This is a genomic window from Saccharothrix sp. AJ9571 (assembly GCF_021725495.1).
GTDB classification, from domain to species: domain Bacteria; phylum Actinomycetota; class Actinomycetes; order Mycobacteriales; family Pseudonocardiaceae; genus Amycolatopsis; species Amycolatopsis magusensis.
The window spans coordinates 1,784,241-1,798,372 of the sequence record NZ_CP091382.1; the positions used below are offsets into that span (position 1 = coordinate 1,784,241).

The 14,132-nt window shown below is 69.4% G+C and carries 17 protein-coding genes; 9 read left to right on the plus strand and 8 right to left on the minus strand.

Annotated features, from left to right (window positions below):
* Positions 1-161 precede the first annotated feature (161 nt).
* Positions 162-1,334 (minus strand): ROK family transcriptional regulator, encoded by a 1,173-nt coding sequence (locus L3Q67_RS07435; protein WP_499191458.1) that lies wholly within the window; start codon positions 1,332-1,334, stop codon positions 162-164.
* Positions 1,335-1,476: 142 nt separating this feature from the next.
* Here L3Q67_RS07435 and L3Q67_RS07440 point away from each other — a divergent pair, with 142 nt between their 5' ends.
* From L3Q67_RS07440 to L3Q67_RS07460, 5 genes are all read left to right on the plus strand, one after another.
* Complete coding sequence (locus tag L3Q67_RS07440) at positions 1,477-2,043, plus strand: YbaB/EbfC family nucleoid-associated protein (RefSeq protein ID WP_499188815.1); 567 nt, start codon at positions 1,477-1,479, stop codon at positions 2,041-2,043.
* Positions 2,043-2,402, plus strand: coding sequence for an ESX-1 secretion-associated protein (locus L3Q67_RS07445; protein WP_499188816.1), 360 nt, complete (start codon positions 2,043-2,045; stop codon positions 2,400-2,402). Before L3Q67_RS07440 ends, L3Q67_RS07445 begins: the two co-directional genes overlap by 1 nt.
* A 13-nt stretch (positions 2,403-2,415) precedes the next feature.
* Positions 2,416-3,597, plus strand: a complete 1,182-nt coding sequence (locus L3Q67_RS07450; RefSeq protein ID WP_499188817.1) for a WXG100 family type VII secretion target — start codon at positions 2,416-2,418, stop codon at positions 3,595-3,597.
* 62 nt (positions 3,598-3,659) lie between these two features.
* A complete protein-coding gene (locus L3Q67_RS07455) occupies positions 3,660-4,145 on the plus strand; it encodes a hypothetical protein (RefSeq protein ID WP_499188818.1) in 486 nt (161 codons plus the stop codon).
* Positions 4,146-4,237: 92 nt separating this feature from the next.
* On the plus strand, positions 4,238-4,966 hold the full coding sequence (locus L3Q67_RS07460; protein WP_499188819.1) for a hypothetical protein: 729 nt from the start codon (positions 4,238-4,240) through the stop codon (positions 4,964-4,966).
* Here L3Q67_RS07460 and L3Q67_RS07465 read toward each other — a convergent pair.
* Genes L3Q67_RS07465 through L3Q67_RS07485 form a run of 5 tightly spaced genes read right to left on the minus strand, consistent with a single transcriptional unit; the run spans position 4,953 to position 9,014 of the window.
* Positions 4,953-5,168 (minus strand): hypothetical protein, encoded by a 216-nt coding sequence (locus L3Q67_RS07465; RefSeq protein WP_499188820.1) that lies wholly within the window; start codon positions 5,166-5,168, stop codon positions 4,953-4,955. The two genes, L3Q67_RS07460 and L3Q67_RS07465, sit on opposite strands and share 14 nt — an antisense overlap.
* A 30-nt stretch (positions 5,169-5,198) precedes the next feature.
* A complete protein-coding gene (locus tag L3Q67_RS07470) occupies positions 5,199-5,405 on the minus strand; it encodes a hypothetical protein (RefSeq protein WP_499188821.1) in 207 nt (68 codons plus the stop codon).
* 23 nt (positions 5,406-5,428) lie between these two features.
* The gene (locus L3Q67_RS07475) at positions 5,429-5,734 is read right to left on the minus strand and encodes a hypothetical protein (protein WP_499188822.1); all 306 of its coding nucleotides are present in this window, start codon (positions 5,732-5,734) and stop codon (positions 5,429-5,431) included.
* Between the two features lie 27 nt (positions 5,735-5,761).
* Positions 5,762-7,171 (minus strand): hypothetical protein, encoded by a 1,410-nt coding sequence (locus L3Q67_RS07480; RefSeq protein WP_499188823.1) that lies wholly within the window; start codon positions 7,169-7,171, stop codon positions 5,762-5,764.
* Positions 7,172-7,175: 4 nt separating this feature from the next.
* The gene (locus L3Q67_RS07485) at positions 7,176-9,014 is read right to left on the minus strand and encodes a hypothetical protein (RefSeq protein WP_499188824.1); all 1,839 of its coding nucleotides are present in this window, start codon (positions 9,012-9,014) and stop codon (positions 7,176-7,178) included.
* A gap of 438 nt (positions 9,015-9,452) precedes the next feature.
* Here L3Q67_RS07485 and L3Q67_RS07490 point away from each other — a divergent pair, with 438 nt between their 5' ends.
* The gene (locus tag L3Q67_RS07490; protein ID WP_499188825.1) at positions 9,453-10,229 is read left to right on the plus strand and encodes a M15 family metallopeptidase; all 777 of its coding nucleotides are present in this window, start codon (positions 9,453-9,455) and stop codon (positions 10,227-10,229) included.
* Between the two features lie 72 nt (positions 10,230-10,301).
* Here the strand turns inward: L3Q67_RS07490 and L3Q67_RS07495 are convergent, their stop codons facing one another.
* Complete coding sequence (locus tag L3Q67_RS07495) at positions 10,302-10,907, minus strand: response regulator transcription factor (RefSeq protein ID WP_499188826.1); 606 nt, start codon at positions 10,905-10,907, stop codon at positions 10,302-10,304.
* Positions 10,904-12,082 carry a sensor histidine kinase gene (locus L3Q67_RS07500; RefSeq protein ID WP_499188827.1) on the minus strand — a complete coding sequence of 393 codons (1,179 nt, stop codon included), beginning with the start codon at positions 12,080-12,082 and terminating at the stop codon, positions 10,904-10,906. Before L3Q67_RS07500 ends, L3Q67_RS07495 begins: the two co-directional genes overlap by 4 nt.
* A gap of 114 nt (positions 12,083-12,196) precedes the next feature.
* On the opposite strand from L3Q67_RS07500, the gene L3Q67_RS07505 reads away from it, so the two are divergent.
* From L3Q67_RS07505 to L3Q67_RS07515, 3 genes are read left to right on the plus strand one after another with little or no spacing between them, the layout of a single operon-like run.
* Positions 12,197-13,102: an ABC transporter ATP-binding protein gene (locus tag L3Q67_RS07505; RefSeq protein ID WP_499188828.1), complete on the plus strand. Its 906-nt coding sequence runs from the start codon at positions 12,197-12,199 to the stop codon at positions 13,100-13,102.
* Entirely contained in the window at positions 13,099-13,827 is a 729-nt protein-coding gene (locus tag L3Q67_RS07510) for an ABC transporter permease (RefSeq protein WP_499188829.1), read from the plus strand. The genes L3Q67_RS07505 and L3Q67_RS07510 overlap by 4 nt, the downstream gene beginning before the upstream one ends.
* The gene (locus L3Q67_RS07515) at positions 13,824-14,033 is read left to right on the plus strand and encodes a hypothetical protein (protein WP_499188830.1); all 210 of its coding nucleotides are present in this window, start codon (positions 13,824-13,826) and stop codon (positions 14,031-14,033) included. The genes L3Q67_RS07510 and L3Q67_RS07515 overlap by 4 nt, the downstream gene beginning before the upstream one ends.
* The last annotated feature ends 99 nt before the right edge of the window (positions 14,034-14,132 follow it).

Consider the following 14,132-nt stretch of genomic DNA (forward strand, 5'->3'; position numbering starts at 1 on the left):
TTCGCTTACGGCGTTCAAAAGACTGCACATCTTTGCCGTTTCCCACTTCTGCGGGAAGAAGCAGGAAACTAACCCACGGTGAGCATCGCGCGGTCGTTTGATCACGAACCGTGACGAAACGAGGCCCGGATGCTTCTGCGGGCAAAAGCAGGATCCCCAGGTCAGGACGACAGGGTGAAGGCGCGGTCCGCGGCCGACCAGGCCGAGCCGATGACGCCGGCGGTGTCGCCGAGCTCCGACAGCACGATCGGCAGGTTGCCGGTGGCCAGCGGCAGCGAGCGCCGGTAGACCGCGCTCCGCACCTCCGCCAGCAGCTGGTGGCCGAGCTGCGCCACGCCGCCGCCGATCACCACCATGCCCGGGTTGATGAAGCTGACCAGCGAGGCCACCACCTGCCCGAGCCGCCGGCCGCCGTCGCGGATCAGGTTCACCGCGCCGAAGTCGCCCGAGGCCGCCGCGAGGCCCACGTCGTGCGCGGTCACCTCGCCGTTCTCGGCGAGCACCCCGGCCAGGAACGCCGACCGGCCGCTGCGCGCCAGCGTGAGCGCGTCGCGCGCGAGGGCCGAGCCGCCGAAGTACGCCTCCAGGCAGCCGACCTCACCGCAGGCGCAGGTGGGCCCGTAGTCGTCGAGCCGGATGTGCCCGATGTCCCCCGCCGTGCCCGCCACCCCGCGGTAGACCTTCCCGCCGAGCACGATGCCGCAGCCGATCCCGGTGCCGACCTTGACGAAGATGAGGTCGTCCAGTGAGCGCGCCACCCCGGAGTGCCGTTCGCCGAGCGCCATCGCGTTCACGTCGTTGTCCACCGCGACCGGGCAGTGCAGCAGCCCGCCGAGGTGGTCCCGCACGGCGAACCGGTCCCAGCCGGGCATGATCGGCGGGGCCACCGGCATGCCTTCGGCGAACGCCACCGGTCCCGGCAGGCCGATGCCCGCGGCCAGCAACCGGCCGGGTGCGTCCTGGCGCACCTTCTCCGCCAGTTCCACCACGCGCGCGAGGACCGCGTGCGGCCCCTGCCGGATGTCGCAGTCCTCGACGGCGTACCCGAGCACCTCGCACCCCGCGTCGGTGACCGCGACGCCGACCGAGGTCGCGCCGACGTCCACACCGAGGATCCGGAGGTCTCCCGCCAGCCGCAGCAGTGTCGACCGCCGCCCGCCCCGGCTCGCCGACGGACCGGCCACCTCGACCAGCCCCAGCTCCCCCAGCCGGGTCACCTCGGCGGCGACGCGGGCCCGCGGCAACTCCAGCCGTTCGCCCAGCTCCACCCGGGACATCGGGCCCTCGTCCCGCAGCAGGGCCAGCAATTCGGTCTGATGACGGGTCTCGATCATCGGCTGTCCCTTGGTGGATCCGCTGCTCACCGAAGCAGCTTAGGCGCTGTCATCACGTTTCCGGCCGATCGCTGGGCAGCACTGCGCCATTTGTACGACAATCGCCGCGTCGAAGCCGGGGGACCAGCAGCGGGAGGACACAGTGTCGGCGGAATTCGAACAACTCGTCGCGAAGTTCGAACAGTTCCAGGCCGGGATCAAGAACGTCGACGACCGGCTCGCCGGGCTCGGGCAGATGCAGGCGGAGATCGGCGCACTCGAAGCCACCGCCACCTCCCCGGACCGGTCGGTGACCGTGGTCGCCGGGCCGGGTGGCTCGGTGAAGGAAATCCGGCTCACCGACGAGGCCATGCGCCAGCGTCCCCAGGCCCTTTCGGCCACGCTCATGCAGACCCTCCAGGCCGCCGTCGCCGAATCCGCGCGGCAGCAGGCGACCATCGTCGACGCGCACATGGGCGGTGAACTCGACCTGACCGGGCAGGTGCTGGAAACCCAGGCGGAAATGCTGGGAACCACAGCCGGGGAACTGCGGTCCAAGCTGCCGGAAACCGCGTCGCCGGGCCGTCCGCGGCGCGACGAGCACGAGGACTTCTCCGAGCAGACGTTCCTCAAGGCGACCGACGAGCCGCAGCGCCCGGCCTCACCACCGCCGGGCGGCTCGCAGGGCGACGCGTTCCTGAAGAACCTGTTCGAGGAGGAGGACCGCTGATGGCCGGAGGACACACCGTCATCATCGACGCGCTCACCGCGTATTCGCGGAAGTGCGGGGATGACGTCGCGGTGCCGAACGAGATCGCGCGGCTGGTGCAGCAGGCCGACGTCGGCGACGAGTCCTGGGGCGTGATCGGCCTCGTGGTCAAGGACAACTACACCAGCATGCTCGCCGATCTGCAGGAATGCGTGATCGACATCGCGGCCGGGCTGGAAGCGGCTTCGGAGAAGTTCGGCAAGGCGGCCGAGCTCTACCAGCGGCACGAGGACGACAGCGCGAAACTGCTCGGCGAGTTCACCACCGTGCTGAACACCCCGGCGGACAGCCGGACGCCGACCATCGGCCCGGCGAAGTAGAGGAGTCCGCACCATGGGTGAGAAGACCACCGGCGAGCTGTCCGGTATTTCTATCACCGCCGAGGACGGCTACGGCGAAAAGGTGGCCAAAGCGGTCCCGCTCGCGGGCGGACTGGTCAAGGCCGTCGACAACGCGCTCGGCGCGACCAGCGACGGCCAGGTCACCGGCGGCGAGGTCATCGGGCTGGCCGTCGACGCCACCGGGTTCATCCAGTCCTGCACCGACGCCGCGTCCGGCATCGCCACCGATCCGATCGGCTGGCTGGTCGGGCAGGGGCTGGACTTCCTGCTCGTGGTGGTGCAGCCGCTGCAGGACCTCATCCACTTCGTCAGCGGTGACGGCCCGGCGCTGGGGAACGCCGCGGGCAACTTCAACAGCATCGCCGGCGGGCTGGCCAAGTTCGCGCAGAAGTACCACCAGGAAGCCGGGACCGCGCTGGCGGACTGGACCGGGGACGCGAAGGAAGCCGCCCAAGCCAAGGTCGACTCCTTCGCCCAGGGCATCCAGGGCACCGCCGCCGAGGCCGGGAACATCGCCCAGCTGCTGAAGATCTCCAGCATGATCATGTCGGTCATCGAGGACTTCATCAAAGCCCTGCTGACCGAGTTCATCACCTGGCTGGTGATGATCTGGATCCCGGCGCTGGCCGCCGCGGTGCCCAGCTTCGGCGCCTCGACCGCGGCGGCGGGCACCGCGACCACGGTCAAGGGCACCACCACCGCCGCGAACGCCACGCAGAAGGTGAGCAAGCTCCGCCAGCTGCTGGACAAGATCCACGAACTGATCACCAAGCTCAAGGACTTCTTCAAGACCGCGGGCGCGGCGATCAAGAAGTCGTTCGCCGAGCGCAAGCTGGGCAGCGCGCTGCACACCGGGCTCAAGGACGGCGCGCAGGAAATGGGCGTGAAGGCGTCGGCGGGCACGAAGCTCTACGCGGACACCGGCATGGTCGGCAGCCGGATGCTCGGCGGCCTCAAGAACGACGGTGACGGCGGGCTCGGGCAGAGCTTCGTCTCCTCGATGGTCGACGCGGGCAAGGGCAGCCTGAAGGGGCAGGTCGGCATCGGCGCGGACGGCGGGTTCAGGCCGGGCAAGCCGCTGGGCCACCTCGCCAACGGCAAGAAGGCGGCCGACTACGGCAGTACCGGTGAGGAACAGAGCCATGAGGAGAACACCGAAGACCTCAACTTCTGATGTTTTCCGCGTGGAGGTTCCAGCGTGAGCTGAATTCGTTGCAGCGCAAGCACAATTGGCAGGTGCGGCGGCTCAGCGATCCAGGCGAACCGCTGCCGTCCACCCGGCGGCTGCGGTTCGACCCGGCTCGTCCGGCGAACGCGCTGCCGTCGGAGGTGCTGCACGTCTTCGGCCGCATCGACTGGCTGTTCCTGCTCACCGCGGTCAACCGGCAGGAGTGGGAACACCGGACCGGCAACCCCGCCGACGGCGGCGGCAGCGGCTGGGTCCCGGCGGACCGGCACCGCTGCGTGCTGACGATCCGGCGGGGCGCGAGCAGGGTCGAGGTCGAGCCGGGGGAAACGGTCGATCCCCGCGATGCCGCCCAAGCGGCGCGTTATGCCGAGTGGAACCAGCTCTTCCTCTCCGAGGACTACCGCCGGTTCGAACTGTCCCCCGGCATCTTCGGGAACGACGAGTTCCTGTCCATCCGCTGGAAAGGCCATCCCGAGCGCGGCGACCTGCGCCAGAACCTCGGCAACCTGGCCGACTACGACGGCCGGCGCTGATCCACTTCGAGAGCAGCGTCCCCGCTCAAGAGCGTCGCTCTCGAATTCAAGCTGCTGCTCTCGTCCCTGAGCAGTGATCCACAGGAGAGATCGTGACGTTAAAGGACTACCTGCCCGCCTTCGTGGTCGCCGGATACGCGCTGGCGGGGATCCTCGGCTGGCTGCGCGGCAAGGTGAGCGGCGGCCGCAAGCCGCTGGCCGTCGCGATCTCCGTCCTCGTCGTCGCCACCAGCCTCTTCTGGCTGATCGCCGGTGCCGGGCTGACCGGCACGATCACCATCCTCGTGCTGTTCCTGGTGATCCCGTTCGTGGTGATCTTCGTGTCCCAGGTGCTCGGCCGGGCCCGCCGCCGGAAGGCGGGTGACGAGAACCTCCCGCCGATCTGGCCCGCCGTGGTGCTCGCCATCGGGGCGCTGGCGTTCTGCCTGCCCGCGGTCAACCTGATCACCAACGGGCTTTGCAGCCTCGTCGGCCTCGACCACAACGTCGGCCTCCTGGTCACCGGCACCGAGGACGCCAGCACCTTCCGGGACGGCTCTCCCCGCCTGGTCAGCGGCGAATACCTGTTCGAGGGCACCCGGATCTTCGTGGACCGGTCGTGGTGGTTCGCCTTCGGCCCGCTGCCTGCCGAAGGCGACACCATCGAGGTCTCCGTCGCGCCGATGTGGCCCTACCCGATCTACGAGAACACCTGGTCCGCGGTGGTCATGACCGGTCTCGGCGCCACGCTGCTGGTCCCCGGGGTCCCGCTCGTCCTGCTCGCGCTGAAAGAACGCCGCCGGACCACGGCACCCCAGGGACCCGCGCTCAGTTCGGAATGATGCCGTTCGGCGCCTTCACCACGGACTGGATCAGGCCGAACACCGGCACCCCCAGCGGCGCGAACGTCCAGATGTTGTTGAGTTCGCTGGTGTCCGGCTCGTCGACGATCACCGGGTCGGCCATCGCCGGGACCGACACGCCGACCACCGCGATCCCGGACAGCAGCACCGCGGCCACGCCGCGGGCGAGGATCTTCTTCATCTCTCTTCCTCTCTATTGGATCGGTAAAACTCAGGCGCCGACCAGCTTGAGCAGGTCGAACACCGGGGCCAGGCCACCGGGGATCCCGATGGCCGGATCGAGCACGGAACCGAGGTCCACCCCAGGCAGCACCCAGATCGGCGTGCTGTCGGCGGCCGAAGCCACCCCGCCCGCCGCGCCGGAGAACGCCACCACCGCGACCCCGGTCACCAGCACCCGTGAAAACAGCTTCTTCATCTCTCCTCCAAGGAAAACCGCGCTCACGTGAGCAGCGGCAGGCTCACCGGGACCACGGTCGCCTTCGGCACCCATTGCCCGGCCAGCTCTTCGGTCATCGGCATGCCCGGCGCGTGCACCTCGCCGGGCCCCATCGGCATCACCGTCACCTGCGCCGCGGCGTAGATCTGCACCTCGCCGCGAACGGAGTCGGCCTGCGTGCCCAGCCAGGCCTCGAACCCGGCCATGGTGGGACTTTCGCCGCCGAAGGCGTTCCCGACGGCGACGGCGTAACTCACCGGCAACTGCTCCCGCGGGTCGAACCGCAGCGGCACCGAAGTGGTGGTCACCGAGTTCGCCCGTGGGGTGTTGAGCAGTCACGGGGCCAGGTACAGCCCGTAGGCGTAGGTCGGGCTCTCCGCCTGTTGCGCGCCGGTGAGGGTCAGCGCCCGGTGGGCCTCGGCCCAGCCGGACACCGCCACCAGTGCGTTCTCCGGTTTCGGCTCGGCGTCGATCGGCAACTCCGCCACGGCCGCCACCTCCCGCACCACTTCGGCCGCCGCCACCCCGCGCGGGGAGTCGTCGGCCTTCAGCGTGATCCCCTTCGCACCACGGGAATCCAGGAAGGCGACCAGTTTGCGCAGCGCATCGGCGTCCTCAGTGGACAGTGCGTCGGCCGGGCACGCCCCCAGCACGTCACGCCGTCCGGTGATCAGCCCGCCGAGCGCGGCACTGGCGCATTCGGGACCGTCGACCCCGGCCGCGGTTACCGGCCCCGGCTGGTCACCGGTGTCCACGTCCACCGAGGTTTCCGTGTCACCGGTGCGCAGCAGCACTTCACCGCGCCCGGCAGGCAGGTCGACCTCCGCCCACGTGCCCTCGGCCCCGGCCCGCGGCATGGCCCGGACCAGTGGCCCACCGGGCACCCCGACGTCGAGCTGGTCACCCGCACTGGCTGGGAAGTGCACCAGATTGCGCCCCGGTCGTTGCGGGCTGATCAGCAGCGGCACGCGCTGCCCGGTGAGGGAGGCCTCAGCGAGCACCGGCACGCCGGGAACCGGCAGTTCCGCGGGCCGCGGGATCGCCGCCAGCGCACTGAAGGCGACGAAACCCGCGACCACGCCCACCGTGCCGTAGCGGTAGACCCGGCCGGGGCGGACGGCCGCCGCGGCGGTCACCGCCAGCGGCAGACCGGCCACCACCAGCAGGGCGACGCCGAACGCGCTTTCGTAGATCCTGCGATCGAAGCCGATGCCGGACGTGGCCAGCCGCACCGCGCCGGCGAGCACGAGCAGCCCGCCGAGCGTGAGCGACAACGGCCCCGGCCGCAGGGATTCCGTGCGGAGCTGGTCCGCCGGAACGGCCACGGAGAGCACCGTGACCCCGAACCACGCGGCCGCGGCGGCCACGTACACGGTGTCGACGGCGAATTCCACTCCGGACCGCCCGACGGCCGTTTCCACCACCAGCAACAAAATCAGTGCCGCCGACAGCCAGCGAGCCGGTCCGGGGCGGCCCAGCGCCGACGGCACCGCGAGGACCAGGACCACGTGCACCGCGGCGCCCACCACGTTGACGTCCAGCACCGGTACCGAAACCGCCGCCAGCACGGCCGAAACCGCGGCCAGTGCCCAGACGAACACCGTCACCCGTCGTGGTACCCACTCGGCCAGCGGCCGCAGCAACCCGGTTCCGGCGACGAAGGCCGTGCCGAGCAGCAGCACCAACCGGAGGAGCAGAGCGGCGGTGTCAGCCGACCCGGTGACCCCGATGTGCGAGTGGTCCATGGCCTTATTTCACATCCGCGTCGGCTACCACGAACAACTCCGAATGCGGCTTGGCGTTGCCGAACGCGCCGTGCGGCCAGTCCTTCCGGTTGAAGTTGATGCCCACCTGACCGGAGAACTCGTCCTTGAAGTTCGTGTCCACGCTGACCTTGCCGTCCGGCCCGAGGTGCAGCATGTTCACCTTGTGGTCACCGTCCAAACCGGACCGGGCGACGAAGTAGTTCGACACCGCGATCCGCGACGGCGACTTGGTCTCGTGGTAGAAACCGTCCTCGCCGAGAGCGAAGTTGTCGTAAGCGCCCCAGTGCGGGCCCGCGGCGGGCTGGCCCGGGTTGATCGGCGCGGCACCCGCGACGGTCGGGCAGTCGCTTTCGGCGCCACCGTTCTGCGCCTCGGCCGGCGTGTCGATCCTGCACTGGAAATCGGTGCCCGCGGCCAGCAACTTCTGGATGTCGAGCACGTAGACGCCACCGGTGGTGCCGGGGTCGTTCGGCCCCAGTGCACCCTTGCCCCGCCCGGAAATCGCGCGGTACAGGTACTTGTCGTCCGGGCTGGTCTGGATCCAGCCACCGTTCGAGCCACCGCCGTTGGCGTCGTTGCCGGCGTGGATCGCCTTGTTGGCGGCGCCGTCGTCGAACACCTCCACCCACTTCGGTTCCTCGGCGGTGATGTCCGGCGTGTAGTGCACCGCCCCGCCCTGCATGGTCTGCGCGAACGCGCCCTTGTGGCCGGGCAGGTTCGTCACCGTCGTCTCCATCACCGCGCGGCTTTCGGCGTGCAGCGGGTCCGCCGGATCGGCACGCGGGCCGTCCTGCAGGTAGGAGACCGCCTTCAGCTTCGGGTTGTCCCGCTCGGTGATGTCCCAGGTCCGCACGGTCGGGCGCCGCAGGTACGGCGACGGCTGCTTCACCGGGTCGAGGATGATGTTGCGCGGTTCGGCGTAGTCGCTGGTGACCAGCGTGTTCAGGTCCTCGCGGGCCTGGATGCCGTGCGGGTTGGCACAGGTGGGTTTCCCGAGCCGCGGCAGGTTCGCGCACAGCTTCGCGTTGTCACCCTGCGGTGTCGCCGCCGAGGTCTGCGACAGCACCTTGCCGGTCTGGTCGAACCGCACCAGCGCGCCGGGACTCCCGGCGAAACCGTTGCCGATCGCCACCTGCCCGTTGGCGTAGGCGTACGGGCCGGGCACCACCGGACCGCCCATGTAAGTCCCGTACGCGGTGCCGTCCTTCAGCGTCCAGTAGGCGTCGGGCACGGAACCGCCGAGCGTGTTCGTCGGCAGGCTGATGCCCTTGAGCTTCAGTTCCGGCAACGCGCTCACGTCGAAGGCGTAGGTGGCCGCGGCGAACAACGCACCCGCGTAAATGGTGTCGCCCTTGTGCCACACGTATTGCATGTGGTGCGGCTCGTTTTCCACCAAAGGCCCGACGGTGGCGGTGTTGACCACCTTGCCGTAGGTGTCGGAGCCCTCGGTCGCGTCGATCACGGCGAGGAAATCGGGACCGGGCAACGCATTGGTCACCTTGCCGAGCCCACCGGCGAGCGAACCGGGCAGGTTCTTCAGGTCCTTGACCAGTGTGTCGGCGATGTTCTCGTCACCGGCCCAGACCAGCAGCCATTTCTTGCGCTGCCCGCCTTCGGCCCGCGCGGCCGTTTTCTGGCCGCCGACCAGGTGGTTCTTCACCCAGTACTGCTTGCCGTCCGACGCCGTCTTGGCATCGGTGAAGGTCTGCACGTCGGCGTAGGCCTCGGTGCCGGACCCCTGGTAGGTGACGGCACCGACGGCGAGCACGCCCGCCAGTGCGCCGATCACGAGTTTTCGCCATCGAGGCGAAGTGGACAGCATGGATCAACCCCTGTTCTTTCCGAATGGTGAATTCGAAAAATCACCCGCGGGAATGCACGCGGGTCACCTGTGAGGAGGACGAGCGGAAATCAGGAAGCCGGACAGAGAGCGCTGGCTTGCTGGCGCAGATCGACGTGCAAACGCCCGACCAACGCGACTCGAATGGACATGCTCGGAATGTTCTCGGCACCCCTCGGAGGTGTCAATCTGGTGATCAAGGGATGGGACGCCACCAGGGGCAGCCGGTTTCCCGCCATTCAAAGCAGTCCGAGGCCCTTTCCAGCCCTTTGACTGAGCCGAATGGGCGAAAGTTTCCCAGCCCTCGGACTGGGCCATTCGCCGCCGCTCACCGGCGGTGATCGACGCCCGGAGCCGCCCGACATGGCCCGTTATCCATTCGTTACCGCACGCCGGGAACTACGCTGTTACCAAGGGCGGATGATCCTCCGCAAGGTGTTCACGGCCGTCGCGGCCGTCCTGCTGTCCGGAGCCGCCTTCGCCGCGCCCGCCCAGGCGACCTCGGCCCGCCCGTTCGTCGTCCTGCGGGACTTCGCCCCGACCATCCAGCACGACATCCGGTACCACGGCCCGCACAACTTCGTCGGCACCCCGGTCGACGGCTACCGCGAACCGCTGTGCATCCTCACCCGGCCCGCCGCCGAAGCGCTGCGGCGTGCGCAGTGGAAGCTGCTCACCCGCGGCTACTCGCTGAAGGTCTACGACTGCTTCCGCCCGCAGCGCGCGGTCGACCACTTCGTGCGCTGGGCCAAGGACCTCGAAGACGAGAAGATGAAGCCCGAGTTCTACCCCAACGTGGCCAAGGACCGGCTGTTCGCCGACGGCTACATCGCCGAGAAGTCGGGGCACAGCAGGGGAAGCACGGTCGACCTGACCGTGGTAAAGCTGCCGCCGCGCCCGCAGCGCCCATACGTGCCGGGTGAGCCGCTCGTCCCGTGCACCGCGCCCGTCGGCGAGCGCTTCCCGGACAACTCCGTGGACATGGGCACCGGCTTCGACTGCTTCGACACACTCTCGCACACCGCCAACCCGCTGATCACCGGGAAGGCCCGCGAACACCGCGACCTGCTGGTGAACACCATGGCCGAAGCCGGTTTCCGCAACCTGGTCGAGGAATGGTGGCACTTCACCCTCAACGACGAGCCCTACCCGGACACCTACTTCGACTTCCCCATCTCCCGGAAGTCGGTGTACTAGACGCTGTCCGGTGAGTCAAGGTCGCGCTCTTCGCGCCCAGGCGGCCCATCGACCAAACTCACCGGACAGCGCCTAAATCCAGCCGTGGTCGCGGGCTATGCGAGCAGCTTGCCCGCGGCTGCGGGCCCCGAGCTTGGTCATCGCGGACGAGGTGTAGTTGCGCACGGTGCCCGCCGACAGGTGCATCGCCCGCGCGATCTCGGTGGCGGTGGTGGTGTCGTCGACCAGGCGCAGCACGTCCAGTTCGCGCTCGGTCAGCGGGCAATCGACCTCGGCGATCGCGTCGGCGGCGAACTCCGGGTCGACGTACCGCAGTCCGGAGTGGACCCGCCGGATCACCTCGGCGAGCAGTGAGGCCGGGGCCGTCTTCGCCAGGAAACCCTTGGCACCGGAGGAAAGCGCCTGCCGCAGCACGCCGGGGCGGGCGTGCCGGGTGAGCATCACCGAGCGCACCCCCGGATAGGTGCGGGCGACCCGCTCCAGCACGGCGAGGCCGTCGAGCACCGGCATCTCGTGGTCCACCACGAGCACGTCCGGCCGGTGCTCGGCGACCGCCTCCAGCGCCGCGGCGCCGTCCGGCACCCCAGCCACCACGGTCAGGTCCGGCTCCAGGTTCAGCAGCGACTCGATGGCCTGCCGGGTCAGCTGCTCGTCGTCGGCGAGCACGACGCGGATCATCTGGGCACCTCCGCCCGCACTTCGAACGCGTTGTCGTGGGCCTCGGCGGAGAACTCGCCACCGGCTTCGGTGATGCGCCGGTTCAGCCCGCGCAAGCCGGATCCCTCACGATCTTCCTCCCGCATCGGGGCGACACCGTCGTTCCGGACGTGGAGCACGGCCCGGCCGTCTCGGATCTCCAGCCGTACCAGGCAATAGCTCGCGTCGGCGTGCCGGAGCAGATTGGTCACCGCCTCGCGCAGCACCCGCCCGAGCAGCTCACCCGCCGCACTGCTCAACCGGGACGGATCGCCGGTGAACTGCCAGCGGATGCCCGCCGATTCGAGCAGCCCGCGGGCGCCGGCGATCTCGATCGCCAGTTCGGTCGACCGCCTGCCCTGCACCAGCGCGCGCACGTCGTGCACCGCGCCCCTGGCCAGCCGCTGCACCTCGTTGAGTTCCGCGCGGGACCGTTCCGGGTCGACTTCGCTGAGCCTGCTGGCCAGTTCGCTCTTGAGCGAGACGACTTCGAGCGCGTGCCCGAGGATGTCGTGCAGGTCCTCGGCCAGTCGCAGGCGTTCCTTGGTGGTGGCCAGATCCGCCGCGTCGAGCCGGGCCTTCTCCAGTTCCAGGGTCAGCGTCCACTGGCGGAGCAGCAACACCTCGGCGTAGGTCATCACCGGGGCCATGATGAACACGACCAGGGCCTGCTGGGGCACCTCGCCCGGGTGCGTGTCCCCGGTGAACAGCAGGGTGACCGCCGCGGCGAGCGCCATCAGCGCCGCGAAGCCGAACACGAGCCGCCACCCGGCGCCGGGGAACCTGGCGATGAGCAGGTCGTGCGCCGCCAGCCCGGTGGCCAGCGCCCACACCGCGCCGTTGCCCTCGGTGGCGAAGGCGGCCACGACCACCCCGGCCGAGACCAGCGTGAGCAGGGCCGCCTCCGGCCACGGCATCGGGGAGATCGGCCCGGCGATCGACCGGACCGTCCAGCGCAGGTGGCTGAGCACGAACACCAGCAGCCCCAGCCCGAGCGCCGCCGCCCGGACCGGGTCAGGCCGGTCGGTGATCTCGCTCAGCACCAGCACCCCGGCGAGCAGGACCAGTGAGACGAGCACGTTGTACCGGTTGTAGCGGCGCAGCGATTCGAGGGCGCCGCGGTCCCCGGCCCCCACCCGCCATTTGATTGCGCGCACCGGCTCACACTAACCACCGATGACACCTGTCACGTCCCGCGCGTACGACCGTCATGTGCTCCGGTGACAGCGGCGACTGGGACCGACCTCGCCGCGACGGCATCGTTCGGTGTCATGAACGCGATCGAGATCTCCGAGCTGAAGTACTCCTACGACGAGTTCACCGCGGTCGACGGGATCGACTTCACCGTGCGCGGCGGCGAGATCTTCGCGCTGCTCGGCACCAACGGCGCCGGCAAGACCACCACGCTGGAGCTGATCGAGGGCTTCCGGCGGCCGGAGTCCGGCAGCATCCGGGTGTTCGGGCACGATCCGGCGCGCGCCAGGTCGCGGTTGAAACCGCGGATGGGGGTGATGCTGCAGCAGGCCGGGCTGATCGAGGAACTGTCCACAGCGGAAACCCTGCGGTTGTGGGGTTCGCTGAGCAGCCGTGACGACGACGTCGAAGAACTGCTGGACCGCGTGGAGCTGACGCACCGCCGGAACACGCGCGTGGAGCAGTTGTCCGGCGGCGAGAAGCGGCGGCTGGACTTCGCGCTGGCCACCTGGGGACGGCCGGAGCTGGTGGTGCTCGACGAGCCGACCACCGGGCTGGACCCGGAATCGCGGCAGCGGTTGTGGAAGACGGTCGAGCACATGCGCGACGAGGGCAGCACGATCCTGCTCACCACGCACTACCTGGAGGAGGCCGAGGCGCTGGCCGACCGGGTGGCGATCATGCACCAGGGCCGGATCTCGGTGGCGGGCACGCTGTCCGAGGTGCTCGCCGCGCACCCGTCGCGGATCACCGCGCTGGTGCCCGCCACCGCGCTCGACCACCCGCTGCCCGTCTTCGACGGCACTCTTGACTCCACTTTGGACGAACGCGGTGCGCTGCTGGTGGTGGAAACCGCGGAATTGCAGGACGACCTGGGCCTGCTGCTGGACTGGGCGAGGCGGCACGGCGTCAAGCTCGGCCGGTTGTCGGCCACGCAGGCGTCCCTGTCCGAAATCTTCCTGACCGTGGGGGCACAGCGATGACCATGATGGTGCGGCACGGCTGGTTCGAAATCCGGTTGCTGTTCCGGCGCAAGCTCACCCTGTTCTCGGCGACGGTGATGCCGATCGGGCTGTGCGTGCTGACCTGGTTCGGCGTGCGCGACCGGCAGCCGGAGAACTGGGGCTCGCTGCTGGGCGACCGGTTCACCATGCTGATGCTGTTGTCGGTGTTCATGACCAGCATGACCATCTACACCGCCCGGCGGCAGTCGCTGGTGCTCAAGCGGTTGCGCACGACCGAGCTGACCGACGCCGGGGTCATCGGCGCGATCACCATGCCGGTGGTGGCGATGGGTGTGGTGCAGGCGCTGGCCTACTTCGTGTTCTGCCTGTTCCTGGGCGCGCCGATGCCCACGCACCCGTGGCTGGTGGTACTGGGCATGGCGGGCGGCGTGCTGCTGACCGTCGCCGCGGGCATGGCGACGGCCGCGCTGAGCAAGAGCGTCGAGGCCACCCACGTCACCTCGTTCCCGGTGCTGATCGGCGCGCTGGCGGGCCTCTTCATGGTCGGCTCCGGCGACGAACAAGTCGCCACCGCGGGCTCACTCATGCCGCTGATCGGCCCGTCGAACCTGCTCGCGAAGGGCTGGTCCGGCTTCGACACCGGTTTCACCCCACTCACCGTCGACCTGGGCTCGACCCTGCTGTGGGCTGTCCTGTTCGCCGCGGTCATCGGCCGCTTCTTCCGCTGGGAGCCACGAACGTGAAGTACTTCCAAATCCTGCTGGGCACCAAACTCGCCGACACCCCCGGCACACAACTCGCCGTCGACCTCGGTGCCCTGGTACTGGTGATCGCCATCCTGCTTCTGGGCGGCGTCAGCAACCCACTCGCCTGGATCCTCCTCCCGGGCGGCCTGCTGATCGTCGCCATCGTCCGCACCGTCATCGTCGCCCGCCGAAACACCCCCTGACCAGGCAACCCAGCTTTAGCCCGCAGAAGCATCGACCCCTCCTGCTTCTGCGGGCTAAAGCATGTCCACCCCTCCTGACCAGCCCTTTCCGTATCCCGG

Excerpts from the sequence above, each read along its gene's own strand:
- L3Q67_RS07465 (WP_499188820.1), bottom strand. The coding sequence starts at position 5,168 with ATGAAGAAGATCCTCGCCCGCGGCGTGGCCGCGGTGCTGCTGTCCGGG.
- L3Q67_RS07445 (WP_499188816.1), top strand. The coding sequence starts at position 2,043 with ATGGCCGGAGGACACACCGTCATCATCGACGCGCTCACCGCGTATTCG.
- L3Q67_RS07490 (WP_499188825.1), top strand. The coding sequence starts at position 9,453 with ATGATCCTCCGCAAGGTGTTCACGGCCGTCGCGGCCGTCCTGCTGTCC.
- L3Q67_RS07470 (WP_499188821.1), bottom strand. The coding sequence starts at position 5,405 with ATGAAGAAGCTGTTTTCACGGGTGCTGGTGACCGGGGTCGCGGTGGTG.
- L3Q67_RS07495 (WP_499188826.1), bottom strand. The coding sequence starts at position 10,907 with ATGATCCGCGTCGTGCTCGCCGACGACGAGCAGCTGACCCGGCAGGCC.
- L3Q67_RS07480 (WP_499188823.1), bottom strand. The coding sequence starts at position 7,171 with ATGGACCACTCGCACATCGGGGTCACCGGGTCGGCTGACACCGCCGCT.
- L3Q67_RS07510 (WP_499188829.1), top strand. The coding sequence starts at position 13,099 with ATGACCATGATGGTGCGGCACGGCTGGTTCGAAATCCGGTTGCTGTTC.
- L3Q67_RS07485 (WP_499188824.1), bottom strand. The coding sequence starts at position 9,014 with ATGCTGTCCACTTCGCCTCGATGGCGAAAACTCGTGATCGGCGCACTG.
- L3Q67_RS07435 (WP_499191458.1), bottom strand. The coding sequence starts at position 1,334 with ATGATCGAGACCCGTCATCAGACCGAATTGCTGGCCCTGCTGCGGGAC.
- L3Q67_RS07505 (WP_499188828.1), top strand. The coding sequence starts at position 12,197 with ATGAACGCGATCGAGATCTCCGAGCTGAAGTACTCCTACGACGAGTTC.
- L3Q67_RS07450 (WP_499188817.1), top strand. The coding sequence starts at position 2,416 with ATGGGTGAGAAGACCACCGGCGAGCTGTCCGGTATTTCTATCACCGCC.